This window comes from Frankia sp. CcMO1 (assembly GCF_977945845.1).
In genome coordinates, this window is record NZ_CDWTMG010000275.1 from 1 (window position 1) to 5838 (window position 5838).

Sequence of the window (5838 nt, forward strand, 5' to 3'; positions counted from 1 at the left end):
GATTCCCATCGGCCCTCCGCTGCATCGTTGCGTGAAGTGGGTCACAACTTTGCAGCCGGCGAAGGGTGGTTGCACCACTCCTAAGGGTGGCTGGGAGATGGAAATCGGGTGGTTAAACGCAATACTGTTGGCCCAAGGCCACGTCGGCCTCGCCGGTAGTCCTATCTAGTAGTTTCACGAATACCATAGGTTACACCCAAGGGCTATTCTCCTGGTTGATCGGGCGCGGGATCCGGCGTGTCGAGGCCGGGCGCTCCCCACAGGGGAAACCAGCGGGACAGGTCCGGTTCGATCGGGAGCTCACCCGCCAGCACCTCCCGTACCTCCAGCTCGGCCGGATTGTCCCGGCGCTGGTCACCGGCCGGCACGAACGGGTACCAGGTGCCGCGTTTGTAAAGGTAGATCAGCCCCATCTGCCGGCTGCCGTCGGTGAACCCGACGACGGTGCACAGCAGCGCCGGGCCGAAACCGGCGTCGCGCACCGCGGCATTCGCCGCGTGCAGGTCGGTGACCAGGCCAGCGAGGTCCTGCTCGCCGGTCCGTCGCAGCAGCCAGCTGTACCCGAAGCTGTCCGTGCGCCGCTCGTACCGGCCGCCGTCCAGGCTCAGCAGCCGGTCGATCTCCTGCGCTACCCCGGTGAACGCGCCGCCGGACGCGGGTTTGACGCAGACCGCCCCGGCCCCGGTCGGCCGCCATGAGCTGGCGGCCTGCAGGGTGACGGCGGCGGCCGGGAGCGTGAACAGCCGGTCGAGGTCCGGCGGGGCGGGCCGGGTCCGGCCGAGAAGCACGTCGAGGATCCGCATGGTCCGGCCTACTGTCTACCCGGGTCACCGAACTACCCGGGCTCACCGGACTGGGCGGCCAGCCGGGCAAGCTGGGCCAGGCGGGCATCCAGCGGCGGGTGGGTCGAGAACAACGAGGACAGGCTGACGCCGTTCGCCAGCGCAGGGGCGAAGAAGAAGGCGTTGAACGGTTCGGCGGCCCGCAGGTCGCGGGTCGGGATCCGGGAGATCTCGCCGGTGACCTTGGTGAGCGCGGCGGCGAGCGCGGCCGGCTGGCCGGTGAGGATCGCCCCGGACCGGTCGGCGGCGAGCTCCCGGTACCGCGACAGCGCCCTGGTCAGCAGGAACGACAGCGCGTAGACGGCGGCGGCGGCGACCACCACGACGAACACGACGAGGGCGCCGCTGTCCTCATCATCGCCGTCGCCGTCGTCATAGCCGTCGGACCGACCGAAGCCGCCGGCCATCCCGGAGTAGAGACCGAATCGGGTGACCAGACCGGCGAGCACCCCGAGAAACGACGCGACGGTCATGACGGCCACGTCCCGGTGCGCGACGTGGGACAGCTCGTGGGACAGCACCCCCTCCAGCTCGTCGGCCTCCAGCCTGCGCAGCAGCCCGGTCGTCACGCAGACGACGGCGCGTTTCGGGGTCCGGCCGGTGGCGAACGCGTTCGGCAGGTCGGTGCCCACGACCGCCACCGCGGGCTTCGGCAGGTCGGACAGCGCGCAGAGCCGGTCCACGACGCCGTGCAGCCGCGGCTCCTGCGCCGGGCTGACGATGCGCCCACCGGTCGCGTACAGCGCGAGGCGGTCCGAGAACCAGTACTGGGCGGCGAGCAGCCCGCCGGCGATCAGGACAACCAGGACCGGTGACACCCCGACAGCGATCAGGACGGCGATGAAGGCGACGTAGACCAGCCCGAGCAGGAAGACGGTCAGCACCATCCGGGCCGACAGTCCCTGGTCCGGGGCGAACCTCCGCGGCGCACGCGTCACCATCATCATCGTCACCTCACCATCGTCACCTCGTCGGCCGGGGCTCAGCCGCCGGGAATCAGGCCTTCCTCGCCGAGCAGCCCGCGGACCTCCGCCAGCCCGGTGCCGGCGCGCGGCAGCACCAGCTCCGATGGCTCCAGCCGGTCCGCCGGCACCGCGCGGCCGCGCGTCCGGACCCGTTCGAGCAGCCTCGTCAAGGCTTCCTGGAACGCCGGCTCGTCCCCGGCCTCGACGGCCGCCAGCAGCACGTCATCCAGCTCGTTGAGGGCCTCCAGGTCGGTGGCGGGCAGGTCGAACTGGCCCTCACCCAGAATGCGCACGATCACGGCTGCTCCTCCGGTCGAGCAGCGTCGGCCGGCTGGCGGCCGCCGATCGCCCGCGCGGGCATGGCGCTTTTGATCTCGGCCAGATCCCGATCGATGTCGGCGGTCACGGACAGCCGGTCCAGCTCGGCCTGGTTGTCGTCGCGCGGGCCACCGGCCGCCGTCTCCAAGGCTCCGGAGGCGAGTAGTTCGTCGATCGCGCCGGCCCTGGCCTGCATCTGCTCGGCTCTGTCCTCGGCCCGCTGGATTGCCAGGCCGACGTCGCCCATCTCCTCGGAGACCCCCGCCAGCGCCTCGCCGATCTTCGTCTGCGCCTCCGCCGCGGTGTACGTCGCCTTCACCGTCTCCTTCCTGGTCCGGAACGCCTCGAGCTGGGCCGCCAACCGCTGCGCCGCCAGCGTCAACCGGTCCTCCTCCGCCCGCAGCGATGCATGCTGCTCCCGCAGCTCCTCCAGCTGCGCGGCCACCCCGGCCCGGCGGCCGAGGGCCTCCCTGGCCAGGTCGTCGCGGCCCGCGGCGACCGCCTGGCGGGCCTGCCCGGACAGCCGCTCGGCGGACGCCCGTAGCTGTTCGACCTGGAGCTCCAGCCGCTTCCGGCTGGTAGCGACGTCCGCTACCCCGCGGCGGACCTGCGCCAGCAGCTCGAGCTGCCGGGCGTAGGAATAGTCGAGAACCTCACGCGGATCCTCGGCGCGGTCCAACATCCTGCTGGCCTTGGCCCGGAACACCAACGCCAGCCGTCTGCTCAGGCTCATCGACGCCTTCCCTCCCCCGATCCCGTCGGTCCCTCTCCGATCCCGCCGGTCAGCCGCCGGTCAGCCGCCGGCCTGTGCTGGGGGAATGCCCCCGGCGCCGCCGTCCACACGACCGGCGATGGTCTGATCCGTCCCGGGCCTGTTCGCCGCCCGGCTACGGCACCGCTGGCCGGCTACGGCAAGTTACTCGCGCGCTCCTACGGTCTCGGGGCCTACCGACCGGTGCACCAATTCGTCGTGGACGCCTGTGCCGCGCAGCATCCTGGCGGCACAACTCGCCGCGAAGTCCAGGCAGTCGCGCTGTGCCTGATGCCGCGCTGTGCCTGTTCGTCGAGGACGGTGTTGACCCGCAGGCCGGTCCCATGCTGCGCAAACGGATGATGGCGTACCGTCCGGACTTCCGCTGGCTCGAACCCCCGCCGCGGCATGGTCTGGTCACCGCCTGCCGGAAGTGCCGCCGTGCCCCCAGCGCCTCCCGCGTCCGGGGTACCCGGGGTACGGCCGGTCTACCGGCAGTCGGGAGGGTGACGTCGGCTTGCCCCGAGCACGGGGCGGTCCGGCGGCCGGCCGAGGGCCCGGGGTCTGATCCGTCGGGGTCGGAGGAGCGACGCCAGGGCCCGGTCTAATCCGGGGCCTCCAGCATCGGCAGATGGCCGCCCGGGATCTCGACGGGCTCGACGCCGAGCGACGTCCTCGCCCCGGCCCGCTCGGACTCGATGTCGAACAGCTCGTCACCGGTGGCACAGACGATCATGGTGGGGATGGCGGCGCGGGTACAGCACCGCGATCGCCGTCCGTGGATCCCAGGCGCTGGTGCCGTCGGGGCGCGTCGGCGGCCCCCATCGAATGCCCGACGACCACGATCGATCCGGCGGTCCCGGGAATCCCGGCGGTCCCGGGAGCCCCTGGTCCGGCGGCCACGATGGCCGCATCGAGGGCGGCGAGCGCCGGGCGGATGCGTTCCTCGTACGTCGTGGCCGGGTTGTGCAACGGCAGGTCCGGTGCCACCACCCGATGTCCCCGCGCCCGCAGTTCCGCTCCGAGGGGCTCCCAGCACGTGGCGTCGTGCCAGGCTCCGTGCAGCAGGCAGAACAGAGCCACGACCCGAGGCTATCCAGCCGGTGGCTCGCGCGCGGGTCCCACGGTCCGCCTCGCAACCCACGGTCGCCGCCTTTCTCGAGGCGGGCCGCAGGCTTCCGGCAAACTACCGGACGCGATGAGTCTGACCACGATCATTCCCCTTCTCACGACGGACCGGCTCGTCCTGCGGCCCATCCACAACGACGACGTCGCCGGCTACACCGAGATCTGGTCCGATCCCGAGTTCACCCGCTACTTCCACCGGCCGACCGACCCGGACGGCGTCTGGCATGCCCTGGCCGGCTGCATGGGCTGCTGGATGCTGACCGGCGTGGGTCCGTGGTCGGTCGTCGAGAAGGCGAGCGGGCAGCTCGTCGGCCAGGCGGGGCTGTGGACCGAACCCGGGTGGCCGGGCGTCGAGGCCGTCTGGTTCCTGCGCCGGGACCGCTGGGGGCGCGGCTATGCCACCGAGGCCGCCACCGCGGCACTGACCTGGGTGTTCGCCCAGCGCCCCGACCTCACCGAGGTCGTCTCTCGGCCATCGTCCCGGCCAACACCGCGTCCGTCCGGGTCGCCGAACGCCTCGGCATGACGTACGTCCGCAGCGAGTTCCTCCACGACGAGGCCCATGCCGTCTACGCGGTCAGCCGGGCCGGCTGGATCACCCCGACCACTCGACGGCAGGCTTACGGATAATCCGCGACGGACCCAGTCGTTATGCTGCGGGCATGACCGCCATGGCGCCCTCCCGCGCCGGACCAGACCTGTCGTTCCTGCTGGACCGCGCCGGCCATGCCCTGCGGACCCGGATGGCGGCCGCGCTCGCCGAGATCGGTCTCACCGCACGCATGCACTGCGTGCTGGTGCATGCCCTGGAGGAGGAGCGCACCCAGATCCAGCTCGCCGAGATCGGCGACATGGACAAGACGACGATGGTGGTCACCGTCGACGCCCTGGAGAAGGCCGGCCTCGCCGAACGTCGGCCCTCCGCCAGGGACCGGCGGGCTCGGATCATCGCGGTCACCGAGGAGGGCGCGCGGATCGCCGCGCGGAGCCAGGAGATCGTCGATCGGGTCCACGAGGAGGCGTTGGCGGCGCTTCCCACCGAGGAGCGGGAGGTCTTCCTGCGGGCGATGAACCGCCTGGTCGAGGGGCATCTGGCCGGACCGGCGGAGAGCCCTCAGCCGGTCCGGCGGGCCCGCCAGCGGGCTCAGTAGCCACGAGGTAGCCACGAGGAGGATCGTCTACCACAGGCTCGTCTATTGCGGTCCCATCTACTACGGTCCCTTCTGTTGCCTCACCCGACAGGAGAGTCCGTGTCCGCTGCCCCCACGCCCGCCACGCCTTCCACCCCCGCCGTACCCTCCACCCGCGCCACGCCCGCCAGGCGTTCCGCGCCACGGTCGCGCTGGCTCGCCCTCGGCGTGCTCGCCATCAGCATGCTGACGATCATTCTGGACGGCAGCGTCGTGACCGTGGCGATGCCGGCCATCCAGAGCGACCTGGGCTTCTCACCCGTGGGCCTTAGCTGGGGCGTCAACGCCTACGCAAGTAGTACGTTATAGCATCATCGTATGGAATTTCCTTCGTTGCTCCCCTTGCCCGAATGGCCCGATGCCGAGCCGGCCCTGTGGTACGGCCGGATGTCCGATGTCGACAATGACGCACGTATCCCGGACCAGTTCGCCCGAGGTCAGCGTTACGCGCGGCTGACGGGTGAGTACTGGATAGCCCGGGCGTGGGCCGATGACGGGATTTCCGCCTGGCGTGAGGATGTGGTCCGGCCGGAGTTCGAAGGCTTCCTTACGACGCTACGGAGTCGAAATGAAATAACTTGTGCGTTTCGAACCCTCCACAGGCCTGTGACCTGCGATGATGCTCTCGATCGCGTATTTGTTAC

Annotated in this window: 10 protein-coding genes and 1 pseudogene; 4 read left to right on the forward strand and 7 right to left on the reverse strand. The window is 70.9% G+C overall.

Going from position 1 to position 5838, the window contains the following annotated elements; translation table 11 throughout:
- Positions 1-203: 203 nt before the first annotated feature.
- From pspAB to AC08OU_RS21735, 4 genes are read right to left on the reverse strand one after another with little or no spacing between them, the layout of a single operon-like run.
- Positions 204-803 (reverse strand): PspA-associated protein PspAB, encoded by a 600-nt coding sequence (gene pspAB / locus AC08OU_RS21720; RefSeq protein WP_476601991.1) that lies wholly within the window; start codon positions 801-803, stop codon positions 204-206.
- 32 nt (positions 804-835) lie between these two features.
- Positions 836-1783: a zinc metalloprotease HtpX gene (gene htpX / locus AC08OU_RS21725; RefSeq protein WP_476605659.1), complete on the reverse strand. Its 948-nt coding sequence runs from the start codon at positions 1781-1783 to the stop codon at positions 836-838.
- A gap of 41 nt (positions 1784-1824) precedes the next feature.
- Complete coding sequence (gene pspAA / locus AC08OU_RS21730; protein WP_462189017.1) at positions 1825-2106, reverse strand: PspA-associated protein PspAA; 282 nt, start codon at positions 2104-2106, stop codon at positions 1825-1827.
- Positions 2103-2858: a PspA/IM30 family protein gene (locus AC08OU_RS21735; protein WP_476601993.1), complete on the reverse strand. Its 756-nt coding sequence runs from the start codon at positions 2856-2858 to the stop codon at positions 2103-2105. Before AC08OU_RS21735 ends, pspAA begins: the two co-directional genes overlap by 4 nt.
- 165 nt (positions 2859-3023) lie before the next feature.
- Between AC08OU_RS21735 and AC08OU_RS21740 the strand changes: the two genes are divergently transcribed.
- Positions 3024-3239, forward strand: a complete 216-nt coding sequence (locus AC08OU_RS21740) for a DUF5946 family protein (RefSeq protein ID WP_476601997.1) — start codon at positions 3024-3026, stop codon at positions 3237-3239.
- Between the two features lie 241 nt (positions 3240-3480).
- On the opposite strand, the gene AC08OU_RS21745 is transcribed toward AC08OU_RS21740, so the two are convergent.
- The gene (locus tag AC08OU_RS21745; protein ID WP_462203387.1) at positions 3481-3612 is read right to left on the reverse strand and encodes a hypothetical protein; all 132 of its coding nucleotides are present in this window, start codon (positions 3610-3612) and stop codon (positions 3481-3483) included.
- Positions 3609-3959: an alpha/beta fold hydrolase gene (locus tag AC08OU_RS21750; protein ID WP_476601994.1), complete on the reverse strand. Its 351-nt coding sequence runs from the start codon at positions 3957-3959 to the stop codon at positions 3609-3611. The genes AC08OU_RS21745 and AC08OU_RS21750 overlap by 4 nt, the downstream gene beginning before the upstream one ends.
- A gap of 115 nt (positions 3960-4074) precedes the next feature.
- On the opposite strand from AC08OU_RS21750, the gene AC08OU_RS21755 reads away from it, so the two are divergent.
- Together AC08OU_RS21755 and AC08OU_RS21760 are read left to right on the forward strand one after the other, a co-directional pair.
- Entirely contained in the window at positions 4075-4530 is a 456-nt protein-coding gene (locus AC08OU_RS21755; RefSeq protein WP_476601995.1) for a GNAT family N-acetyltransferase, read from the forward strand.
- Between the two features lie 136 nt (positions 4531-4666).
- Positions 4667-5155: a MarR family winged helix-turn-helix transcriptional regulator gene (locus AC08OU_RS21760; protein WP_476601996.1), complete on the forward strand. Its 489-nt coding sequence runs from the start codon at positions 4667-4669 to the stop codon at positions 5153-5155.
- Positions 5156-5235: 80 nt separating this feature from the next.
- On the opposite strand, the gene AC08OU_RS21765 is transcribed toward AC08OU_RS21760, so the two are convergent.
- Complete coding sequence (locus tag AC08OU_RS21765; protein WP_476605658.1) at positions 5236-5430, reverse strand: hypothetical protein; 195 nt, start codon at positions 5428-5430, stop codon at positions 5236-5238.
- An 82-nt stretch (positions 5431-5512) separates the two neighbouring features.
- Here AC08OU_RS21765 and AC08OU_RS21770 point away from each other — a divergent pair.
- A pseudogene (locus tag AC08OU_RS21770) lies at positions 5513-5838 on the forward strand (hypothetical protein); the annotation flags it as partial.

What these genes read in the sequence shown, in the direction of transcription:
- pspAB (WP_476601991.1), bottom strand. Translation starts at nt 803, where the DNA reads ATGCGGATCCTCGACGTGCTTCTCGGCCGGACCCGGCCCGCCCCGCCG.
- htpX (WP_476605659.1), bottom strand. Translation starts at nt 1,783, where the DNA reads ATGGTGACGCGTGCGCCGCGGAGGTTCGCCCCGGACCAGGGACTGTCG.
- AC08OU_RS21735 (WP_476601993.1), bottom strand. Translation starts at nt 2,858, where the DNA reads ATGAGCCTGAGCAGACGGCTGGCGTTGGTGTTCCGGGCCAAGGCCAGC.
- AC08OU_RS21745 (WP_462203387.1), bottom strand. Translation starts at nt 3,612, where the DNA reads ATGATCGTCTGTGCCACCGGTGACGAGCTGTTCGACATCGAGTCCGAG.
- AC08OU_RS21755 (WP_476601995.1), top strand. Translation starts at nt 4,075, where the DNA reads ATGAGTCTGACCACGATCATTCCCCTTCTCACGACGGACCGGCTCGTC.
- AC08OU_RS21760 (WP_476601996.1), top strand. Translation starts at nt 4,667, where the DNA reads ATGACCGCCATGGCGCCCTCCCGCGCCGGACCAGACCTGTCGTTCCTG.
- AC08OU_RS21765 (WP_476605658.1), bottom strand. Translation starts at nt 5,430, where the DNA reads ATGGCCGGCATCGCCACGGTCACGACGCTGCCGTCCAGAATGATCGTC.